Here is an 18,963-nt window from a genome sequence, read left to right as displayed (position 1 = left end):
CGCAGGACGGACGCCGTCGACTCGGAATGGCCCGTGGAACAGATCGGGATCCAGCGTCGGACACCCGAGGAGATCCTGGGCGAATGGTACGGCCTGACCGCCGACCATATTCATCACGCCGACTCGCAGCGAGCCGAGGAATACATTCGGGCTCAGCTCTCGGAGGGAAATCCGGTGATCGCCTGGGTGGACACCTTCCACGTCCCCCACAGTTCGTTCCACCTGCAGCAGCACCATTCACACCGGATAGTGATCCATCCCGCCGACGACAACGACGGCGGCGGCAACGGCAACGGCAACGGCAACGGCGGGAAGAAGGCCGGTGCGTTGCGGATCGTCGACCGCTATCAGGGGTCGCTCTTCGACGGCTTCATGGAGAGCGCCACGCTGTTCACCGCCATGTCCTCGGACGCGCTCGGAGAGGCGCGCAGGGGCGACCCCGACTGGCGGAACCGCACGGTGGTCGTGAAAGCCGGCCCGCTCGCCTCCGGGGAAGCGCGGGGGGCGGCCCGGAAGGAGACGCACGAGGAGAGGCGACGGGAGCGGTTCCGCTCCGTCGTCGCGGAGAACGCGGACGCCTGCGCCGGCGCGGATCTGGTGACCGCGTGCGCCGACGAACTGCGCGCCACCCCGGACGCCTTCGCCTCGCTCAGCCCCGTGGGAACGATCGAGGTCAGTGCCTGGTTCGGCGAGCTGGCCAGCCAGCGCGCCCTGAACGCGCGCTTCCTGCGGGCCGCCGCCGAGACCTGTGCGCTCCCGCTGCTGCACGATCGGGCCGCCGACGCGGAAGCCCTCTCCCGGCGCTGGGAGATGACCCGGAACTACTTCTTCCTGCGCTTTCGGAAGGGAGCCGCGGCAGTACAGCGCATCGCCGATCTCATCACCGAGACGGTGGCCCTGGAGAACGAGTGGAACGCGAGACTGCGGGAATCCCTCGCCGGACAGGACGCCGTGTCCCGGGATCCCGTGACCGGATCTCAGCCGCCGCCCGCTGCCGGCACCGCGCTCTGCAGGAAGCCGAGGTAGCGGCTCGCCAGCCGTCTGCTCGCCGGGCCGGTCTCGATCCGGGCGAGCGAGATGGGCCTGAGCTGGGCGTGCGGGAATCCGGGTTGGTAGAGCGACAGGTCGGCGCCGGCGGGCCGCCGGTCGAGCAGTGTCCGCAGCCGTGCCCCGAGCTCCGCCGGTGAGGCCGCGTGCCACGCCGCGGCGCGGGTGGCCTCACCCAGGTCCGCCAGGACGGAGTCGTCCAACAGCCCGTCGTCGCCGGGCAGGAGGGCGGTGACGGTGCAGTCGAGCCGGTCGAACATCCGCAGCACCTCCCGCTGGGCCGGCTCGCCACCCGGGTCGGAACCGGTGCCGGCGCGGTACACGTCGAGATCGAAGCTGACGTAGCCGACCGCCCCCGCTCCTGCCACGGTCGACACGGCGGTCGCCACGAACAGGAAGAGACCGCCGGGGTCCTTCAGTCCGCTCACGAAGAAGGTGTCCACGCCGGACAGATCCGGCCTGTCCCGGCGCACGTCGACGACGTGCGTGGTCAGGCCCAGCGCGAGGCGGGCCGCTTCGTCCCCGATGGACTTGAGCACCCGTTCGTCGGTGTCCGCGACATGCACGTGGCGCACACCGTCCGCCAGCCCGATGGCCACGCCGAACATCTCGTCGTCGCCGAGCTGCAGCACCGTCCGGCCGTCGAGGTCGTCGTAGTAGTCCATGACAGCGAGCCGTCGCCGCAGCGAGGCGAAGGTGTCGAAGCTCTGGTGCAGTTCGGGGTCCGGCGCGTAGGTGCGCCGGGTCAGGACCTCGGCCAGGACTTCCCAGTCGACGAGTCCGTCGGCGAGCGTGAGGTCGACTAATCCCGGCGCGCCGTCGTCGCGGGCGTCCGGGATCCCGGCGGTGGGCCGGACCGTGCCGTCGGGGTCGACGCGCACCGCTCCGTCCCGGCACATCCGTGAGACCACCCACAGCCCGGAGTTGACCGTCGTCGGGCCACGGACGATGTCGTCGAGCCGCCCGCCGCCCCGCGCCCGCCGGGCGACCTGGGCCACCGCGCGCACCGTGGCCCGCGGGTCGCGCACTTCGTCCGGCCCCGCGGCCCGCAGGACACGGGACCATGCGGCGTGTCGCTCCGCACTCACCGCCCGTCCCCGGCTTCCGCCTGCCGCGAGGCGACATAGGCGACGATTTTCTCCAGGGTCGAGAATCGGTCGACGACGAGATCCTCATCGGGAATGGCGATTCGGAACCGCTCCTCCAGCCGGTTCAGGAACTCCAGCAGCTGAAGGGATCCCAGGGTGAGGGAAAGCAAATGCGCGTCGGGCGCGATCCGGTCCGGATCGAATGTGTCGTCGACCGATTTCAGAAGTGTGGATACATCATAGAATAATTCATCCCTCTGATGACTCGTCACACCGGCATACCTGCTCGGGGATATCATTGGCCAAACATGAACAGATTGTTTCAGAAAGGGCTCCCCTTCTTGATCGCGTACGGACTACCCTGGCCGGTACGGCGGCGCAGCCGTCGCCCGTAGACCCCACGGCATCGAGGAGCAGCCCGTGAACGACCTTTCCTACAGCGACTTCGAATCCGCGCTCCGGCAGTCACTCCCCTTCCTCGACGAGGAGACACCCGTCGACGCGCACGCGAGCCTGACGGAACTCGGCCTGGATTCGCTGACGTTGCTCGGCCTGGTGGCGGAGCTGGAGGACAGGTTCTCGGTGGAACTGCCGGACGAGATGCTGGTCATGGAGACCTTCGAGACACCGTCGACCCTGTGGAACAGCCTGTCGAGCCTCCCCCGCACCTGAGCGTGCGGGCGGCCGTGGGTTCACGGCGCGGATGATCCAAACCAGGAACACACCCGTGACGTGGATCAGGAAGCATCCCGGTGCGCGACGGCCCGGGGCCCCGAGGTGGCGTGCAGCGCGTCCTTTCTGATCACAAATCGGCATTGGACGCACTGTGCCCCTCAGGCCGAGGTGGCGAAGGCCATACCGCCGCGGAACGTCACCACCCTCAAGGCGACGCCCGGGCTCTCACTCATCTCCCGGCACGCCCCGGCAGGTACTACAACCTCTGGCTCAACGGCTCACTGGCTCACTGGCTCCTCTGGACGACCAGCGCGTACGCAAGGCGATCCAGCGCGGGATCGACATCGACCAGGACGTGAAGACGGTCACCTTCGGGCAATATCCCCCCGGTCGGAATGCATGAATCCACGGTCGGCGGCCATTCTGCAAAGGGCCGCCGAGGAGGAGAGCAAGCTCCACGCCAAGGGCAGAACGGGGCCCGACCTGCCCCCCGAATGACGGACGCCTCCGGCCGTCGACGCGTTTCTACGCCGCCGCCGCACAGCGGACCGGTCGTCCCCGCCCGCCCGTCCGTCCGCCCGTCCGCCCGTCCGTCCGGCGAGGCGCCCCAGCCCCAGCGGCCGTTCGCCGACGCGTCGCTCAGGCCTTCAGATCCAGGGCGGACCAGAGTTCCCGCTCCACGTCCGTCAGCGGTATGTGCGCGGCGTGCCGCTCCGGGTGGCCGGACGGCAGCCGGCCGGCCCGCTCCCGTGCGGCTCCGGGCTCCTGACCGCCGACGCGGACCTCCGGCGCCGGAAGTCCCCACAGGCAGCATCCGACCGCGAGGAGCCCCGGCGTCCACCGGGCGACGGCATCGGCCCATCGGCGTTCGCGTTTCACCGTGCGCTCACCGCAGCGGAGCCGTCGGCCACAGCGGCTCGGCCGCCCGCAGTTCCGCCTCGCGCAGGACGCGGAGCACGTTGCGGCCCGTCAGGGCCTCCAGGTCGGCCCGGGACCAGCCGCGGTCGGCGAGTTCACGCAGCAGGACCGGGTAGCGGGACACGTCGGCGAGGCCGGTGGGCTGGTGGTCGATGCCGTCGTAGTCCCCGCCGAGACCGATGTGGTCCACCCCGGCCACCTCGCGGGCGTGCTCGACATGATCGGCGACCTGGGCCACCGTGACCTCGGGGCGCGGGTGCGCCTCCGTCCAGCGCCGCAGCCGGTCGTCGGCGGGCGCGGTGAAGCCCGCCGTGTTCTCCTCGGCGACCCCGGCCGGATCCTCGCCCGGCCTGGGTGCGCGCGGCCAGGACCAGGACCTCTCCGGCAGTCCGAGGCGTTCCCGCTCGGCCCGGAGTTCCTGTGCCCACTCGGCGACCTCGGCCGAGATGAAGTACGGGACGAAGGTGAGCTGGATGACGCCGCCGTTCTCCCGCAGCAGCTCCAGCACCGGATCGGCGACGTTGCGCGGATGGTCGTTCAAGGCGCGTACGGAGGAGTGGCTGAAGAGCACCGGGGAGGTGGAGGCGGCCAGAGCCGCCCGTTGGGTGGACTCGGCGACATGGGAGAGGTCCACGAGGACGCCGGTGCGGTTGAGTTCGGCGACGATCGCCAGTCCGGTCCCGTTCAGGCCGCCGACGCGCGGTTCGTCGGTGGCCGAGTCCGCCCAGGAGGTGTTGTCGTTGTGGGTGAGGGTCACGTAGCGGATGCCGAGCCTGGCGTACGACCGCAGCACGCCCGGCGACTCGGCGAGGCTGTGGCCGCCCTCGACGCCGAGCAGGGAGGCGATCCGCCCGTCGGCGACCGCACGCTCGACATCGGCGGCGGTGTAGGCGATCCGCAGGGTGCCGGGGTAGCGGGCGACGAGCCGGTAGACGGCGTCGATCTGTTCCAGAGTCGCCACCACGGCCTCGGGCTCGGGCAGTTCCGAGGAGACGTACACCGACCAGAACTGCGCGCCGACCCCGCCGGCACGGAGTCGGGGCAGGTCGGTATGGAGGTCCGGGCGACCGTCGGCGAGGCCCTCGACGCTGTAGCCGGAGCGGGCGCGCAGCGCGACGGGCAGGTCGTTGTGGCCGTCGACGACCGGAGTACTGCGCAACACCTCTTCGACCAGATCGGTCGTGGTGTCGGTCATGGGCTTGCCACTCCTTCGTCGAGGTCGTCGAGGTCGTCGAGGTGGTCGAGGGTGTCGGGGACGGCTGGGTCGTCGGGGACGGCTGGGCCGTCGGGGCCCTCCCGGATGTCGGGGACGTCGAGGGGCCGGTCACGCCGGCGGGCCTGCCGGACCGGGTCGGCGACGGGCACGGCGGCCACCAGCCGTCGCGTGTAGTCGTCCTGCGGATCGCCCAGCACCTGGGCCGTGGGGCCCGAGGCGGCGATCCGTCCGCGGTGCAGGACCACGACCCGGTCGGCGACCTGTTCGACCACCGCGAGGTCGTGGCTGATGAACAGCGCCGCGAAGCCCAGGTCCCGCTGGAGTTCGGTGAACAGGTCGAGCACCTTGGCCTGGACGGACACGTCGAGCGCCGAAGTGGGTTCATCGGCGATCAGCAGCGGGGGCCGCAGGGCGAGCGCGCGGGCCAGGGCGGCACGCTGGCGCTGGCCGCCGCTGAGCTCGTGGGGGTAGCGGTCGGCGTAGGAGCGGGGCAGGTGGACGGACTCCAGCAGCGCCTCGGCCTCGGCCCGGACGGCCTTGGCCCCCAGTTCGCGCCGGTGGACGATCAGGGGTTCCGCGATGCTGTCGGCGACGGTCAGCAGCGGGTTGAAGCTTGCGGCGGGGTCCTGGAAGACGTAGCCGATGTGGCCGGCCCGGCCGCGGGTGCGGCGGCGGGCCGTCGACTGCTCCCCGAACACGTGCAGTCGCCCCGCGGTCGTGGCCGTCAGCCCGGCGACGGCCCGGCCGATGGTGGTCTTGCCGCTGCCGCTCTCCCCCACCAGCCCGAGCACCTCCCCCGGCCCGATCTCGAAGCTCACGCCGTCCACCGCCCGAAAGCCCTTCCCACGCAACCGGCCGGGAAAGTCCACGACCAGGCCGGAGGCCCGTACGACCGGCTGTGCGTCGTCCGGTGCGGGAGCCTGCGTGCGGCCTCCGCCGCCGAAGACGGGTACGGCGGCCAGCAGTTCTCGCGTGTACGGGTGGGCCGGCGCCGCGAACAGCTCGCGGACCGGGGCCTGTTCGACGACCTCGCCCTCGCTCATCACCGCGACCCGGTCCGCGAGGTCGGCGACCACGCCCATGTTGTGGGTGATGAGGAGGACGGCGGTGCCGAAGTCGGTGCGGCAGCGGTGGAGCAGTTCCAGGATCTCCGCCTGGACGGTGACGTCCAGGGCCGTGGTGGGTTCGTCGGCCACGATGAGCCGGGTGCCGAGGGCGAGGGCCATGGCGATGACGGCGCGCTGCTTCTGGCCGCCGGAGAGCTGGTGCGGGTAGTGGTCGACGCGGGTGGCCGGGTCCGGGATGCCGACCTTGTCGAGCCATTCGACGGCCAGTGCCCGGCGTTCGGCCCCGCTGCCGCCATGGCCGTGGGCGCGCAGCCCCTCGGTGAGTTGCCACCCGACGGTGAACACCGGATTCAGCGCGGTGGACGGCTCCTGGAACACCATCGCGGCGCGTGTGCCGCGCAGTTCGCGAAGGCTCGCGGGGGACGCCGTGAGGACGTCGTCGGCCGGGTCGGCGGTGCCGTCACCCAGCAGTACGCGGCCCCGGACGGACGCGGTGGCGGGCAGCAGGCCCAGGACCGATCTGGCGGTCACGGTCTTGCCGCTGCCGCTCTCGCCGACCAGAGCCAGCACCTCTCCGGGCGCGACGGACAGGCTCACCCCCCGCACGGCCGGGGCCGTACCGGCGTCCGTGGCGAAGGAGACGTGCAGGTCCTCGATGCGCAGCAGGTCAGTCATCGTCCGCGTCTCCTTCCGGGCCGGCGACGGCCGGGGCGCCACGCCGCCGCAGCCTCGGGTCGGCCAGGTCGGTCAGGCTCTCGCCGAGCAGGGTGGTGCCGAGCACGGTGAGGACGATGGCGAGGCCGGGCGGGATCGCCGTCCACCACAGACCCGAAGTGACGTCGGCGACCGAGCGGTTGAGGTCGTAGCCCCACTCGGCGGCCGAGTTGGGCTCGATCCCGAAGCCGAGGAAGCCGAGGCCGGCGAGGGTGAGGATGGATTCCGACGCGTTGATCGTGAAGATCAGCGGGAGGGTGCGGACCGAGTTGCGCAGCACGTGCCGGAACATGATCCGCCAGGTTCCGGTGCCGATCACCCGGGCCGCGTCCACGAAGGGCTCCGCCTTCACACGGATCACCTCGGCCCGTACGACGCGGAAGTACTGGGGCACGAAGGAGACGGCGACCGCGCAGGCCGCCGCGCCGAGGCCGCCGGCCAGGCTCGACTGCCCACCGCTGATCACGATCGACATGACGATGGCGAGCAGCAGGGACGGAAACGCGTAGAGCGCGTCGGCCAGGCCCACCAGGAGCCGGTCCAGGCGGCCGCCGAGATAGCCGGAGACCAGACCGAGGACCGTGCCGGGGACCACCGACAGCAGCAGTGCGGCAAGGATGATCTCCAGGGCGGTGCGGGCGCCCCACACCGTGCGGGACAGCACGTCGTAGCCGGCGATGGTGGTGCCCAGCAGATGCTCGCCGCCCGGATGCTGCTGCGAGCCGAACAGTCCGCCGTCGTCGCGGAGTTGGGCGTACCCGTAGGGCGCGAGCAGCGGCCCGACCAGTGCGGTCAGCACGAACAGCCCGGTCAGGACCACCCCGGTGACCAGCATGGCCCGCTGCACTCCCGTGCTTGCCCGCAGGGGCAGCGGCAGCCGTCGTAGAAGAACCTGCGCCACGGCTCAGTACCTCACTCGGGGGTCGATCAGGGCCGCGACGACGTCGACGAGGAAGTTCGTCACCGCCACGACGACGGCGAACAGGGCCACGATGCCCTGCACCGCCGGAAAGTCACGGGCCGCCAGATAGTGGGCCAGTTCGTAGCCGAGGCCCTTCCACTCGAAGGTGGTCTCCGTCAGCACCGCTCCGCCGAGGAGGCCGGCGACCTGGAGGCCGAGGACGGTGACCACGGGGATCAGGGCGGGTCGGGTGGCGTGCCGGGTGACCAGGCGGAAGGACGTGACGCCACGGGAGCGCGCGGCCTCGACGTAGTCGGCGTTCAGCGTGCCGATCAGGTTCGTGCGGACCAGGCGCAGAAGAATGCCCGCGACGAGCAACCCCAGGGCCAGGCCCGGCAGTACGGCGTGCCGCAGGACGTCGGCGACCGCCGCCCCGTTGCCGCTGCGCAGGGCGTCGACGAGGTAGAGCCCCGTGGTGCTGGTCTGGTTCTGGAGGAAGAGCTGGACGTCGGTGCTCGCCCGGCCCGATGCGGGCAGCCAGCCGAGCTGGATCGCGAAGACCAGCTTGAGCAGCAGGCCGACGAAGAAGACGGGGGTGGCGTAGGTGAGGACGGCGAACAGCCGCAGGGCCGCGTCGGGGGCGCGGTCCCGGTAGGAGGCCGCCACCATGCCCAGCGGGACGCCCACGAGCAGGGCCACGAGCAGGGCGTAGGAGGCGAGTTCGAGGGTGGCTGCGCCATAGGTGCCCAGCACGTGGGTGACCGGCTGGTTGTCGGTGACGGTGTGTCCGAAGTCGCCGGTCGCGAGGGACTTCAGGTATTCCAGGTACTGGGTGAGCAACGGCCGGTCGTAGCCCGCCTGGTGCAGCTTCGCCTGGAGCTGGTCCGGGGTGAGCCGGTCGCCGAAGGCGGCGCTGATCGGGTCGCCGGTCGCGCGCGTCAGGAAGAAGACCAGGCTGACCAGGATCAGCACGGTGGGGATGATGAGGAGGAAACGGATCACCAGATAGCGGGCGAGTCCGTACCCGCCGGCGCCGTCGACCGGGGTGGTGACGGCGCCGGGGGCGTCCTGGGTCAGGGCGCTCACTTCTTCGAGAGCCCGGCCCAACGGAAGGTGTACGCGCTGGTCAGCTCGTCCGGCACCCCGCTGACGTCGGTACGCGTGACGATCGCCGTGGAGCCCTGGACCAGCGGCAGCAGGGGCACCTGTGCGGCGGCCTTGTCCTGTGCCTGCTTGAGCAGTTCCGCCCGCGCGGTCGCGTCTGTCTCGGTCTCCTCCTTCTGGATCAGCTCACGTACGGCGGGGTCGTCGTAGCCGTTGGCGACCCAGCTGTTGGCCGAGTAGAAGGGCGAGAGATAGTTGTCGGCGTCGAGGTAGTCGGCGTACCAGCCGAGCTGGTAGAGCGGGTACAGGTGCTTGATGCGGTCCTTGCCGTACTGGGTCCACTCGGTCGACTGCAGGTTCACCTTGAACAGGCCGGTGGCCTCCAGCTGGGTCTTGATCAGCGCGTACTCGTCGGCCGAGGAGGAGCCGTAGTGGTCGCTGTTGTACTGGAGGTTGAGGGTGACCGGGGTGCTCACCTTCGCCGCCTTCAGCTTCGCCGCGGCTGCCGCCTTGTCGGGGCCGCCCTTCTTGTCCCCGTAGAGCGACTTGAAGGAGGGCGTGGCTCCGGTGAGGCCGTCGGGCACGGAGCTGTACAGCGGCTGGTAGCTGTTCTTGTAGACCTGCTGGGCGAGTTGGGCCCGGTCGACGGAGTCGGCGACCGCCTGCCGAACGGCCAGCGCCTTCGCCCGGTCGGCGTCCTTGGTCTTGGTGCCGTACGGCTGCGTCTGGAAGTCGAAGACGATGTACCGGATGCCGTTGCCGGAGCCGGTGTGGACCTTGATGTCCTTCTTCTTGGCCAGGTCGTCCAGGTCGGCGGTGGTGAGCGTGCGGTAGACGGCGTCGATGCCGCCCTGCTGGACGTCGAGCTTCAGATTGCTGGCGTCGGTGTAGTACTTGAGCTGGACGTTCTTCGTCTTCGGGGCGCCCTGCTGGCCCTCGTAGGCGCTGTTGGCGGTGAAGGAGACCAGCGAGTTCTTGTCGTAGCTCGTGACCCCGTACGGTCCGCTCCAGGGCTTGCCCTCGACGATCGCCTTGTCGTCGAGGATCTTGCCGGCCGGGAAGAGCTGCTCGTCGACGACGTAGCCGGCCGCCGTGGACAACACCTGGGGGAAGAGCGTGTCGTCGGCCGACTTGAGGGTGAAGACGACGGTGGCCGGGGTCGGGGCGGCGACCGAGGCGAGGTTGTACAGGAGCGAGGACGGGCCGTTCTGATCGGCGATCTTCAGCGTGCGGTCGAAGCTGAACTTGACGTCGGACGAGGTCAGTTGGTGCCCGTTGGCGAACTTCAGACCCTTCTTGAGGGTGACCGTGTACTCCTTGGGTCCCGTCAGCTCGATCCCGGTGGCCAGGTCCGGGGAGGCATCCGTCGAGCCGTTCTTCACGCTGAGCAGGGTGGAGTAGACCTCGCTCTCGATGGTGCCGGAGCCCGCGTCCCAGGCGCCCGCCGGGTCGAGGCTGGTCACCTGGTCCGTCGTGCCGATCGTGAGCGCCTCGGCGGAGGCCGTGTCACCGCCGTCCTTGGTGCTGGTGCAGCCGGTCAGGGCCACCAGGAACGCCGTGCCGAGGGAAAGGGCGCCGAGGCCGGACCGGAGCGGTCTGGCCGTGCTGTGCTGTGCCATGTCTGGTCTCTGCTTCCGCATGGGTCGGTACGCGAGGGAGCCGCGCCGGGCAGGACCTGCCGGACGGCGTGCGTGGTCGCGTGGAAGTGAAGGGTGAAGGAACGCGGAGGTGCGCCGGCGGGTTCCGTGCCGACGGCTCGGTCAGTTCCTACAGAGACAGCTGCAGACCAGCAGCAGATCCACATGACGTCGGGAGCACAGCACGAGGCCACTTGCCATGCCGTCCTCCTGGGAGTGTCGTCGGCTCACCGGCCGAGGGAAACGCACTTGCAGAACTGGGAAATCCGCCGAGCCTTCACCTGGGGCACCCCGCCGCGTCGAGGGTTGCCGTCCGGCCAGCCAGGGCTTGATCACCGGAACTCGTAGCTCGCGCTCACCGTAGATCGGCGATTCTCTCGCCGTCAAGGGTTCTCCCTGGCCGGGTGGGACACACGGACATGCAGGTCCAAGGGTCACAGGGTGCTGTTACGAGGCCGCCATGAGCTTGTCATGTGCGGTGAGGAATTCCCTTCACGAGCAGGGCAGTTGGCGGGTGTATGACCATCGGTGTAGCGCTTTCGCTCCAGAACCGGATCGACCCCACTGTGCGGCTCGCGCGGGAGGCCCACGCGGCCGGACTGCGCTCCGCGTGGTTCGGGCAGACCTTCGGGTACGACTCGCCCTCGCTGGCCGCGATCGTCGGCCGCGAGGTGCCGGGACTGCAGGTCGGCACCGCCGCGATCCCCGTCTTCGGCCGCCATCCGCTGCTCGTCGCCAGTCAGGCCCGGACCGCCCAGGCCGCCACCGGCGGCCGCTACCACCTCGGACTCGCGCTCGGCACCAAGCACCTCACCGAGACGGGCTTCGGCATCCCCTACGAGCGCCCGATAGCCCGGCTCCGCGAGTTCCTCACCGCTCTGCGTCAGTTGGTCGAGACGGGGGCCTCCGACTTCCACGGCGAGTTGCTCACCGCGACCACCCCGCTGCCGGCGACGGTGCCGGGCGCCGAACCGCCGGTGCCGCTCCTGGTCGCGGCCATGGCACCGCAGGCCCTGCGCGCCTCCGGTGAACTCGCCGACGGCATCCTGCCGTTGCTGGCCGGCCCGCGCGCCCTGGCCGAGCACATCGTCCCGGCCGTCACCGCCGCGGCCCGGGCGGCGGGCCGCCCGGCGCCCCGGATCGTGGCCTTCGTGCCCGGTGTGGTCACCGCCGACGTCGAGGCCGTACGCCGAATCGCGACCGGGGCACTCGCGTTCTACGAGCAGTTCCCCTCCTACCAGCGGGTCATAGGTCTCTCCGGCGCCACGCGCGCCGCCGACCTCGCCGTCATCGGCGACGAGGAGACCGTCGCGGCCGAGGTACGCCGTTACCGCGAGGCCGGGGCCACCGAGGTGGTGTTCACCGCGACGGACCTCGGCGGCGAGGACGACCGGCGCCGCACCTGGAAACTGCTCGGAGAACTGGCGAACGGCTGGCCCGGGTGACCCCATCCGGCTGGCGCCGCGCCGGTGAACAGACTGTCTGCGCTCCACCGGACCGAGGTGCGAGGAGACTTGGGGCGACTCGCCGTACCCGTTCATCCCGGCCGGCGGCCCATGGCGGCCGGCCCCACAGCGGGCACCCACCCGCCAGGCCCCACACACGACGGAGAACCATGACCGCCGACGGCTCGACCCCCGGCACCCGCCCGCAAGCACGCGCTGCCACGCTCCTGCGCCGCCCCAAGCTGTGGCTGGTGCCCACGATCCTCACCGGGTTGCTCGCCCTGCTGCTGTCGCTGCTCTACATGGGCGGCATCGTCAGCCCGCAGAGCGACCTGCACGACCTGCCGATCGCACTCGTCAACAGCGACACCGGCAAGCCGCCGGCCGGGCAGAAACAGAACCTCGGCACCCAGGTGGCCGCGGCCATCACCTCGGACACCTCCAGCGGCACGGCCGACTGGAGGCAGCTGACCCGGGCCCAGGCCCAGGACGAGCTGGACTCGGGCAAGGTGTACGGCGCACTGGTCGTCCCCGCGGACTTCACCGACTCCGTCGCCGCACTCACCAGCGCGAACGCGACCGCGCGCCCCACCATGACCGTGCTGACCAACCCCGCCAAGGGCAGCCTCGGCTCCTCCCTCGCGAGCAAGATCACCACGGCGGCGGCCCAGCAGTCCTCGCAGTCCATCGGCAAACAGCTGACGGCCGCCGCCTCGGGAGCGAACTCCACGACCAAGCTGCTGCTCGCCGACCCGGTGAACGTCGTCACCCAGGTCGGCCACCCCCTGGGCAACCACAGCGGCCTCGGTCTGAGCGCCTTCTACTACACCCTGCTGCTCGTGCTGGCCGGCTTCATGGGCGGCAACGTCATCAGCAACGGCGTGGACACCGCTCTCGGCTACGCGGACAACGAGATCGGCCCCTGGCACACCCGGCTGCCCACGGTGCCGATCGACCGCACCCAGACACTGCTGCTGAAGATGGCCATGACGGCAGGCATCTCGGTCCTCAGCGTCTCCCTCGTCCTGCTCGCCTGCGTCGGCGTCCTCGGCATGGACGCCACCCACATCCCGCTGCTGTGGATCTACTCCTACTGTGCGACCCTCGCGGTCGGCCTCGGCGTCCAGGCCATCAACGCGGCCTTCGGCGGGATCGGCCAGCTGGTGTCCATGTTCGTGTTCATCGTGCTCGGCCTGCCCTCCTCGGGCGCCACCGTCCCCCTCGAAGCGGTCCCCGGCTTCTACCGTTTCCTGTCCCACTTCGAGCCCATGCGCCAGCTCAGCGACGGCGTCCGGGCGATCCTCTACTTCGACGCGCGCGGCGACGCCGGGCTGACCCGGGCCTGGATCATGATCGCGATCGGCGCGGCCCTCGGTCTCCTCTTCGGCTTCGCGATGGCCGCCTACTACGACCGCAAGGGCCACAAGCGCCTCACCCCGCAGCCCACCTGAGCGCACCCGCCGACCGCCGCCCCCGGTCGGGCCCGCGCGCCGGTCGGCGGCTGCCCGCGAGCGCGCCGCCGAGCGGCTCGTGGATCCGGGCGCCGGGCTCGTCCGGTCCGATGATCCCGACGCTCCTGCCGCTCCCGCCGCCCTGGGCGTACGTCTCGACGGCGTCCGGGGCGGCCTCGGAGGAGGCGTCCCGGATGTGGGCGGCGGACAGGTCGATGACGGCCTTGTCGGGGTCGGTGGCGTGAGGAAACTGCCCCGCAGGCTGACTCGCGAGCCCGGATTCACCTCCTGACGGCCTCCGCGATCCGCTGGGCGGCCTGGGCGGGGGTGAGGTGCGTGGTGTCGACGACCTCGGCCTCGTCGTGCAGCCACGTGCGGGCCGCCTCGGCGTAGGGCTCGAGGTATTTCAGGCGGAACGAGGAGGGGCCGAGGACGGTGTCCCCCTCGATGCGCCCGCGGAGGGTGTCCTCGTCGGCATGGAGGACGAAGTGCCGCACCGGGACGGCATGGTGGGCGAGGCCCGTGCTGATCTCGCGCCAGTACCGCTCGACCAGGACCGTCATGGGCATCACCAGGGTGCCGCCGGTGTAGTCGAGTACACGGCGGGCGGTCTCGACGACGAGCGGCCGCCATGGCGGCCAGTGCTGGAAGTTGTCCGTCGCGGGCAGCCCCGGCGTGATGTCCATGAGTGTCTCCCCGACCTTCTCGGCGTCGAACACCCTGGAATCCGGGATCAGTTGCTGCACGAGTGCACTGGTCGTCGTCTTGCCCGCGCCGTGGGTGCCGTTGAGCCATACGATCATGCGCCCTCACGCTAGCGCCGCACGGGCGGCGAAGACGGGTTCGGGCCGGAACTGCCACCGGGCCGGGTGGGACCGGGTGGCACTCCCGTCGCCGTTCTCCTGCGGTCAGCGGGCCCTGGCGAGCCGCTCGACCCGGTCGTGCAGGTTTTCGACGTGCTGCTCGGACTCCGGCTTCATCAGCACGCTCCGGAGAATCCGGGCGCCGTCGGCGTCGGCGGTGACCTCGGGGTGCCGTGCGGTGAACGCCTCACGGTCGGCCTTGAGGGTGCTCAGGAAGGTCGGGTCGGGACCGGTCATGCCGTCGGCCAGGATGCGGACGGAGGCCGCGTCGACGGCGGTCAGGGAGGCCGGGCCGACGGTGGGAAAGTAGCTGACGATGTCCAGTTCAGGCTGTTGATAGAGCGTCAAGTACTGCGATTCGTCGATGAGTTGCGCCCATCTCAGTGCCGCCCTTCGCCCGGCCGCCAGGACGTTGCCAAGGCCGTCGGGTGTGGGCGGGAGGAGCTGGAAGGTGAGCCACAGGGCGGCGGCGGAGGCGCCGGCGCGCGAGCACTCCAGGCTGATCTCGCCGAGGTGGAGTTCGGCTGAGGTGAAGTAGGTGTAAGGCGAGTCGTGCAGGTAGAAACGGCCGACCTCGGGGTCGCGGAAGAGGACGGCGCCGCAGCCGTAGGGCTGGAGTCCGTGCTTGTGCGGGTCGACCACGACCGAGTCGCACCGGGCCACGGCCCGCCACGGCTCGGCCGAGAGCCCTTCGGGGCCGTCGACGCCGGCCAGGAGCGTGAAGAACCCGCCGTACGCGGCGTCGACATGGACGCGGGCGCCGTGTCGTTCGGCGATCGGCAGAGCCAGGTGGACGGGGTCGACGGCGCCCAGTCCTGTGGTGCCGGTGGTGAGGACGACGGTGCCGACCTCGCCGGTGCGCAGGACGTCCTCCAGCGCGTCGAGATCCATACGGCCCCGGTCGTCGGTGGGCACGGGGTGCCCCTTCACGCCGAGGACGTGACACATGCGGCCGTGGGTGTAGTGGGCGTCCCCGCTGTAGGCGATCCCGCGGCGGGGGTGGAGTTCGCGGGCCACGAACAGGGCTTCGAGGTTGGCGATCGTGCCGCTGGTCGTGAGGTGCCCCAGATGGGTGTCGTAGCCGAACATCGTGGCCAACTGCCCGACGACCTCACGTTCCATCGCTGCGGTGGCGGGACCGCCGTCCAGGGCGTGGCTGTTCGGGTTGATCAGCATCGCCGTGAGGTAGCCGACCACGGCCGCGGGGTGCGGGGGCTTGAGCATCTGGCCCGCGTAGTGCGGGTGGAAGAAGGGATAGTTGTTCCGCAGCCGTCCGGTGAACAGCTCGAAGGCCTCGCGAAGCGCTCGTCGTCCACCTGGAGGGACGGGTGGGGCCGGTAGGGGCCGAAGGTGTCGGCCCAGTCCTGTATCGCGTGTGTGGCTCGACCGAGCCAGTGCTGCAGATCCACTGATCCCCCTCTCAGCCTCGGGGTGCGCCCACTCTAGAATTTATGTGACTGATCAGCAATTGACTGCTCAGCAATTGAGATGGCAGCAGGTGCTCCGGCAGTAAACTCACGGCGATGAACGACATGTCCGAGCCGAACACCGCAGCCGCCGCTCGCGCCGCGAACAGTGGGCTCGTCCGGGACTTCGGCCTGCTGATCAGGTCCGCGACTCGCCTGGAACAGCGGATCGACGCCGCCCTGCGGCGGGAGTGCGGGATCAGCCACACCATGCTGGAAGTGCTCATCCGGCTCTGTCGCAGCCCCGGCGAGGAGGTCTCGCAGCGGCAGCTGGCCGACGACCTCACGCTCACCAGCAGTGGCACCACCCGGCTCATCGACCGGATGGAAGAGGCCGCCCTGGTCCGCCGCGTGCCGTCTCCCGAGGACCGCCGGGTGGCCCTCGTGGAACCGACCGCCGAGGGCCGAGCGACCTTCGTGCGCGCCGCGGCCGTCCATGCCCGCATGGTGGAGAAGTTCTTCGTCGAACCGTTGACCACCGACGACTACACGCGGTTGACCGGCGCCCTGAGCGAGATCGACAAGGCACTGCGCGAGGCCGCCGGCTGACAGGGGCGCGGGACGGCGGCCCGGAGGGGAAGCCTGCGCACCCCGTCCGAGCCGGATCCTGGTCGTTCAGGGCCGTGCGCGGGCGGCCTCGGTGCGGTTCGTCGCGTGCTGTGGAGGAGACCGGCAAACGCAACGGGACTCATCGCCCCCTGGGATCCTGGAGTGCGGTCAGCTCGGTCCCGTCTGACTCCGGGGGTGCCCCTCGGCGCTCGCCGGCGGGGCGGTGCGGACGACGGCCTGGTCGCCGTGCGGGCCGAACAGGTGCAGGATTTCCACCGCTTCGGCGTCGGCGGGACCGAACCAGTGGGGTTCACCGGTGTCGAACTCGGCCACCTCCCCCGGCCGGAGAACGATCTCGCGCTCCCCGAGGATGAGCCGGAGCCGGCCGGCGAGCACGTAGAGCCATTCGTAGCCGGCGTGGGTCACCAGTCTCGGTTCGCGGTGCGAAAGCACCTGCTTGAAGACCTGGACCCGACCCGGGTACTGCGTCAGCGGGACGAGGACGCTTCCGCGCTCCCGGCTTCGAGGCTTCAGATGGACCCGCGGATCTCCGGTGGCCGGAGCCGTCACCAGCTGGTCCAGCGCGACGCGGTGGGCGCGGGCGAGCGGGATGAGCAGGTCGAGCGTCGGGCAGCGCCGGCCCGACTCCAGGCGCGACAGCGTGCTCACGGTGTCGTACCGTCCGACGCCCGGGATTGAGCTGGGGGACGTCGGTCACGTCGCCGTGCCCGGGGCGGTGCCAGGGTGCCAGGCACCGCGCCCGCCCCGACCACGGCCTTCACCATCTGCACACGAGAGGAACACCTCCTCATCACTTCCGATAGGCTCCAGGCGCTCCATTCGCACCACTGAGGGGGGATTCCTCATGCGTATACGCCACACCCTGGCCGCAGTTGCCGCCGCGGGCACGATCGCCGTGACCGTCGCCGCACCGGCCCAGGCCACCGAGTACACGTCCGCGCTGAAGTTCAAGGGCGTCCAGTACGACGCCCCCGGCAGCGACTCCAACCGGTGCTCCGGCGGCAACACCAAGAACGAGTACCTGACGATCAAGAACTACTCCCGCACCGCGACCGTCGACCTCAAGGGCTACGTCGTCAAGGACGCCACGGGCAACAAGTTCACCTTCACCGCCGGCCACAAGCTCGAGCCGGGCGACTACGTGAAGCTGCGCGGCGGCAAGGGCACCGACTCCGACGCGGGCAACGTCGTCTACCGCCAGAACTGCAACTTCATCTGGAACAACGACAAGGACACCATCTACCTGCTCAAGCCGACCGGCGCCAAGGCGGACGTCCACTCCTACACCAAGCGTGCCAACGACGCCGACGGCAACGGCTACATCAACTACCACGGCTGACACCCCGCCGAGTCATCCTTCCCACGGCGGCGAGAGGCATCCTCGGTCGGTCCGCCGCGGTGGCGGATGACAGCACGGGCGCCGGCACTGCCCCAGGAAGTGGCGGCGAGGGAGATGTGGAGCAAGGGACGTACGGGTGCAGCCCGCATGGAGGACTCCGGTCGGTGGTCGCTGACGGCGCGTGGACTCGGCGCGCGGGCAGCGGGCACCGCTCCGACGGCTCCTTCGAGGAACGCTCGGAGGGAGTGGAGATCCGGTGGGGCCGCCCGCTGGAAGGCGGGCGGGGACAGGACTGCGAGGGAGTACGGCTGCATGGTCAGGACCCTGGCCCAGAGCCCCGCAGTCAAGATCACGCATTACGCCGGGAGCACCAGGGGCCTGTCCGGCGGATCCTGCCGGACAGGCCCCTGGCTTCTGCCTCCTGACTCTTGACTCTTGACTCTGGCCTTGGCCTTGACCTTGGCCTCGGCCGGCCCTGAGGAAGGCTCAGCGCTTGAGCGTGAAGGTGAAGTCGCCGGTGAGCTTGCCGCTCAGCCGGACTGCCGAGACGAGCTTCCCCTCCGTGATCAGTCGCTCCACCTCGGCCCGCGAAAGCCCGCACCCCTCGGCGATCAGCCGCACCGGCCGAACCGGTATCCGGGCCGCGAAGCGGACCGAGACCTCGATCGCCTCGCGGCCCGGGCAGTCCGAACCGCCGGTGTCGAGGCGCCAGGCACCGTCCCAGTCGAGGGCGATGCGGTTGCGGTGCCGCACACCCGGATCCTGGAGCAACTCAGCTGTCAGACCAGGGTCGTTGTCATGCAGCCGGTCCAGCAGCTCAGGTCGTACGGAGCGCACGTTCACCCGCTCCAGGACCGTGAGCTTCGCGGTTTCCCCGCAGGAGGTGCAGAGCACGAGGAGCCAGACGTCGAGGAGCTTGTGGTGCGCGTTGACGCGGAATTTTCCGCTTGCCCCGAAACGCTCGGACGCGCACGCGTGGCAGCGGCGGAGAACGGTCGGCAGGCAGGTGGGCACGACCACCCAGTTTTCGAGCACAGAAGTACACCGGTTTCAGTGAGAAGTCCGCAGCAAAAAGCAGCGCGGCGCACAGGTGCGACGCGCGACGAATCAGCACTCGGGAGGTCTCACACGGTGTACAACGGCACTTCCTTGCCTGGACGACTCGGTTCGGCAGCACGGTAGTGGCAGGCGGCGGCGCTGTTCCACCGGATTTCGAGCGACTCAGCGCCGGCATCCGTCCGGCCGACTCCCCTGCCGTTGGCCCGACTTGACATCAGAACCTGCTCACGGCTCTGGACGCGCTGCCCGAAGAGGGAAGCGTGGCCGCGCCGCGGCCCGCATCCAGGTCACCGCACCGGCGATGAGCCGTTCCCTGGGCCGCATCCGCAAAGCCACCGGGGACCGGATCCTGGTCCGCACCGGCCGTACCGGCCGTACCGGCCGTACCGGCCGTACCGGCCGT

General features: G+C 70.4%; 17 protein-coding genes, 3 pseudogenes and 1 riboswitch. Of the genes and pseudogenes, 7 read left to right on the top strand and 13 right to left on the bottom strand.

Translation table 11 applies throughout. From position 1 onward, the window contains the following. Positions 1–33 precede the first annotated feature (33 nt). Positions 34–1,026, top strand: coding sequence for a BtrH N-terminal domain-containing protein (locus ABT070_RS28380; protein ID WP_351764711.1), 993 nt, complete (start codon positions 34–36; stop codon positions 1,024–1,026). On the opposite strand, the gene ABT070_RS28375 is transcribed toward ABT070_RS28380, so the two are convergent. Beyond that, entirely contained in the window at positions 978–2,135 is a 1,158-nt protein-coding gene (locus ABT070_RS28375) for a bis-aminopropyl spermidine synthase family protein (RefSeq protein WP_351764710.1), read from the bottom strand. The genes ABT070_RS28380 and ABT070_RS28375 overlap by 49 nt on opposite strands. Beyond that, a complete protein-coding gene (locus tag ABT070_RS28370; RefSeq protein WP_351764709.1) occupies positions 2,132–2,407 on the bottom strand; it encodes an acyl carrier protein in 276 nt (91 codons plus the stop codon). Before ABT070_RS28370 ends, ABT070_RS28375 begins: the two co-directional genes overlap by 4 nt. A gap of 148 nt (positions 2,408–2,555) precedes the next feature. Here ABT070_RS28370 and ABT070_RS28365 point away from each other — a divergent pair, with 148 nt between their 5' ends. Beyond that, on the top strand, positions 2,556–2,807 hold the full coding sequence (locus tag ABT070_RS28365) for an acyl carrier protein (protein ID WP_351764708.1): 252 nt from the start codon (positions 2,556–2,558) through the stop codon (positions 2,805–2,807). Between the two features lie 642 nt (positions 2,808–3,449). On the opposite strand, the gene ABT070_RS28360 is transcribed toward ABT070_RS28365, so the two are convergent. Genes ABT070_RS28360 through ABT070_RS28335 form a run of 6 tightly spaced genes read right to left on the bottom strand, consistent with a single transcriptional unit; the run spans position 3,450 to position 10,349 of the window. Further along, positions 3,450–3,689: a DUF6059 family protein gene (locus tag ABT070_RS28360; RefSeq protein ID WP_351764707.1), complete on the bottom strand. Its 240-nt coding sequence runs from the start codon at positions 3,687–3,689 to the stop codon at positions 3,450–3,452. Positions 3,690–3,696: 7 nt separating this feature from the next. Beyond that, entirely contained in the window at positions 3,697–4,923 is a 1,227-nt protein-coding gene (locus tag ABT070_RS28355) for a dipeptidase (RefSeq protein WP_351764706.1), read from the bottom strand. After that, a complete protein-coding gene (locus tag ABT070_RS28350) occupies positions 4,920–6,686 on the bottom strand; it encodes a dipeptide ABC transporter ATP-binding protein (RefSeq protein WP_351764705.1) in 1,767 nt (588 codons plus the stop codon). Before ABT070_RS28350 ends, ABT070_RS28355 begins: the two co-directional genes overlap by 4 nt. Further along, positions 6,679–7,626 carry an ABC transporter permease gene (locus tag ABT070_RS28345; RefSeq protein ID WP_351764704.1) on the bottom strand — a complete coding sequence of 316 codons (948 nt, stop codon included), beginning with the start codon at positions 7,624–7,626 and terminating at the stop codon, positions 6,679–6,681. Before ABT070_RS28345 ends, ABT070_RS28350 begins: the two co-directional genes overlap by 8 nt. A gap of 3 nt (positions 7,627–7,629) precedes the next feature. Further along, positions 7,630–8,712 carry an ABC transporter permease gene (locus ABT070_RS28340; protein ID WP_351764703.1) on the bottom strand — a complete coding sequence of 361 codons (1,083 nt, stop codon included), beginning with the start codon at positions 8,710–8,712 and terminating at the stop codon, positions 7,630–7,632. After that, positions 8,709–10,349: an ABC transporter substrate-binding protein gene (locus ABT070_RS28335; RefSeq protein WP_351764702.1), complete on the bottom strand. Its 1,641-nt coding sequence runs from the start codon at positions 10,347–10,349 to the stop codon at positions 8,709–8,711. Before ABT070_RS28335 ends, ABT070_RS28340 begins: the two co-directional genes overlap by 4 nt. 258 nt (positions 10,350–10,607) lie before the next feature. Further along, a riboswitch (SAM riboswitch) is annotated at positions 10,608–10,717 on the bottom strand. Positions 10,718–10,885: 168 nt separating this feature from the next. Between ABT070_RS28335 and ABT070_RS28330 the strand changes: the two genes are divergently transcribed. Both ABT070_RS28330 and ABT070_RS28325 read left to right on the top strand, forming a co-directional pair. Next, a complete protein-coding gene (locus ABT070_RS28330) occupies positions 10,886–11,812 on the top strand; it encodes a TIGR03564 family F420-dependent LLM class oxidoreductase (protein WP_351764701.1) in 927 nt (308 codons plus the stop codon). Between the two features lie 170 nt (positions 11,813–11,982). After that, on the top strand, positions 11,983–13,263 hold the full coding sequence (locus ABT070_RS28325) for a YhgE/Pip domain-containing protein (RefSeq protein ID WP_351764700.1): 1,281 nt from the start codon (positions 11,983–11,985) through the stop codon (positions 13,261–13,263). Between the two features lie 49 nt (positions 13,264–13,312). On the opposite strand, the pseudogene ABT070_RS28320 reads toward ABT070_RS28325, so the two are convergent. The 3 genes and pseudogenes from ABT070_RS28320 to ABT070_RS28310 form a co-directional block, all read right to left on the bottom strand. Further along, positions 13,313–13,519 (bottom strand): annotated as a pseudogene (locus ABT070_RS28320) (SulP family inorganic anion transporter); the annotation flags it as partial. 25 nt (positions 13,520–13,544) lie between these two features. Continuing rightward, the gene (locus tag ABT070_RS28315; protein ID WP_351764699.1) at positions 13,545–14,066 is read right to left on the bottom strand and encodes an AAA family ATPase; all 522 of its coding nucleotides are present in this window, start codon (positions 14,064–14,066) and stop codon (positions 13,545–13,547) included. A 105-nt stretch (positions 14,067–14,171) separates the two neighbouring features. Further along, positions 14,172–15,535: pseudogene (locus ABT070_RS28310) on the bottom strand (pyridoxal phosphate-dependent decarboxylase family protein). A 114-nt stretch (positions 15,536–15,649) separates the two neighbouring features. On the opposite strand from ABT070_RS28310, the gene ABT070_RS28305 reads away from it, so the two are divergent. Beyond that, positions 15,650–16,141 (top strand): MarR family winged helix-turn-helix transcriptional regulator, encoded by a 492-nt coding sequence (locus tag ABT070_RS28305; protein WP_351764698.1) that lies wholly within the window; start codon positions 15,650–15,652, stop codon positions 16,139–16,141. A gap of 168 nt (positions 16,142–16,309) precedes the next feature. On the opposite strand, the gene ABT070_RS28300 is transcribed toward ABT070_RS28305, so the two are convergent. Continuing rightward, positions 16,310–16,810: a cupin domain-containing protein gene (locus ABT070_RS28300; RefSeq protein WP_451101687.1), complete on the bottom strand. Its 501-nt coding sequence runs from the start codon at positions 16,808–16,810 to the stop codon at positions 16,310–16,312. Positions 16,811–17,006: 196 nt separating this feature from the next. On the opposite strand from ABT070_RS28300, the gene ABT070_RS28295 reads away from it, so the two are divergent. Next, complete coding sequence (locus ABT070_RS28295; RefSeq protein ID WP_351764697.1) at positions 17,007–17,501, top strand: lamin tail domain-containing protein; 495 nt, start codon at positions 17,007–17,009, stop codon at positions 17,499–17,501. A 486-nt stretch (positions 17,502–17,987) separates the two neighbouring features. On the opposite strand, the gene ABT070_RS28290 is transcribed toward ABT070_RS28295, so the two are convergent. After that, on the bottom strand, positions 17,988–18,536 hold the full coding sequence (locus ABT070_RS28290; protein ID WP_351764696.1) for a DUF1062 domain-containing protein: 549 nt from the start codon (positions 18,534–18,536) through the stop codon (positions 17,988–17,990). Between the two features lie 245 nt (positions 18,537–18,781). On the opposite strand from ABT070_RS28290, the pseudogene ABT070_RS28285 reads away from it, so the two are divergent. Further along, a pseudogene (locus ABT070_RS28285) lies at positions 18,782–18,963 on the top strand (helix-turn-helix domain-containing protein); the annotation flags it as partial.

Source organism: Streptomyces sp. NPDC002884, from assembly GCF_040295245.1.
Taxonomy (GTDB): domain Bacteria; phylum Actinomycetota; class Actinomycetes; order Streptomycetales; family Streptomycetaceae; genus Streptomyces.
This window is presented reverse-complemented; position numbering and strand designations above follow the sequence as displayed.